The organism is Mesorhizobium sp. M7A.F.Ca.CA.001.10.2.1 (assembly GCF_003998575.1).
Classification (GTDB): Bacteria; Pseudomonadota; Alphaproteobacteria; order Rhizobiales; family Rhizobiaceae; genus Mesorhizobium.
In genome coordinates this window covers 1-1,663 of sequence record NZ_RZQY01000952.1, presented here as the reverse complement: position 1 = coordinate 1,663, position 1,663 = coordinate 1, and the positions used below count along the sequence as shown (strand labels likewise).

Annotated in this window: 2 protein-coding genes and 1 pseudogene; 2 read left to right on the top strand and 1 reads right to left on the bottom strand. The window is 63.7% G+C overall.

The genetic code is table 11. The annotated features are described in order from the left end of the window. Positions 1-665, top strand: a 665-nt coding sequence (locus EN964_RS33850) for a heme ABC transporter ATP-binding protein (RefSeq protein ID WP_127277391.1), incomplete at its 5' end; no start/stop codon positions are given. 29 nt (positions 666-694) lie between these two features. Here the strand turns inward: EN964_RS33850 and rirA are convergent. Beyond that, positions 695-1,156 (bottom strand): iron-responsive transcriptional regulator RirA, encoded by a 462-nt coding sequence (gene rirA, locus EN964_RS33845; protein WP_127267528.1) that lies wholly within the window; start codon positions 1,154-1,156, stop codon positions 695-697. Positions 1,157-1,431: 275 nt separating this feature from the next. Here rirA and EN964_RS33840 point away from each other — a divergent pair. Continuing rightward, positions 1,432-1,663 (top strand): annotated as a pseudogene (locus EN964_RS33840) (DUF445 domain-containing protein); the annotation flags it as partial.

Here is a 1,663-nt window from a genome sequence, read left to right as displayed (position 1 = left end):
CCATTGGGGCCGACGATGGCGGCGATCTCGCCTACACCGGGCGCGTTGCCCTCAACGGCCGAGATCTCTCGACGATGAAGCCGGTCGAGGTGGCCGTCCATCGTGCGGTGCTGCCGCAGGCGACGACGCTGTCGTTCCCGTTCACCGTGCGGGAAGTGGTCAAGCTCGGCCTTGTCGGCGGCCGCTCAGGCGTCTTGCCGGGCGAGGATGCGCGGCTGCCGGAACGGGCGCTGGCGCGTGTCGATCTCGACGGCTTTGCCGGCCGTTTCTACCAGGAGCTTTCGGGCGGCGAGCAACAGCGCGTTCAGCTCGCACGCGTGCTGAGCCAGGTCTGGGCACCGGTGCTCGACGGCAAGCCGCGCTTTCTGTTCCTCGACGAGCCGGTTTCCAGCCTCGACATCAAGCACCAGCTGATCATCATGAACATTGCCCGCGACTTCGCCAGAAGGGGCGGCGGCGTGGTCGCCATCCTGCACGACCTCAATCTGACGGCCATGTATGCCGACCGGATCTTCGTCATGCATCGCGGCCGGCTGGCCGCCACCGGGTCGCCGCGGGATGTGCTGAGCGATGACCTGATCGAAAAAGTGTTCGACTGCCGGCTCAGGGTCGGCGTGCTGCCGGCCGGCAATATGCCGTTCGTTCTGCCTCAGTCAGCGGCCTGATTGCAGATCTAGCCCGCGCCCCTGCTGGGTCAGGCAGCTGGTGCGCGGCGCTCCAGCATGTCGATTCCGAGCAGGTTGCGCACATTTGGACGTGCCGCCACGAGGTCGGCGATCGTATAGCGCTCCAGCACGGCGAAGAACGCGTTCAGCGCCTCGCGCAGCGCCGAGTTCAGCGCGCAGCTATCGACGAGCGGGCATTCGGCGGCATCGTTCTCGAAGCATTCGGCCATAGCGAAGCTCTCTTCCGTCACGCGCACGACATCGAACAGGCTGATGGCTTCGGCCGCCCGGCCAAGCTTGACGCCGCCATTCCTACCGCGCACGGTCTGGACGAGGCCGTGCTCGACCAGGGGCTGCAGGATCTTGAACAGGAAAAGCTCCGACACCGAATAGGCGGCCGCGATCTCGGGGATGCGGCTCAATCGGTCATCATTGGCCGCGCAATACATCAAGATGCGCATGGCATAGTTGGTCTGGCGCGTAAGCCGCATTTTGTCCTCACAAGGCACTGGTGCGGTGCAACCACGCCAGATCTGGAAATTTTGCTGATATGGCTTTGACCCGAATTTCCGGATTCGCCACATTGGCCTCGGCGGAATATGGCCTATACCTTGGAATAATTCCAGACTAGCTTCGCCCGATAGATGAATTTTCTCCTCAACTTTGTGTGCGCGGCCGGGGAAAGTTCCGGGCGAAACCCGCTGTCGCGGGTATTTCGGCCATCGGAACACTAAATAGGCTGAGATCGACGAGGAGCGGCTCACCCATGTCACAATCGGCTTCGCCCCTGGCGCCGGTCCGTTTCGATGCCGAGGCGGATGCCAAGCTTTCCGCGTTGCGGCGGACGAAATTCCTCGCGGCGGCCGCACTGGCGCTTTGCGTGCTGGTGTTTGCGCTCGCCAAATCCTTCGAGCGCACCTATCCATGGCTCGGCTTCGTCGCCGCCTTTGCCGAGGCCGCGACCATCGGCGGTCTGGCCGACTGGTACGCGGTGGTGG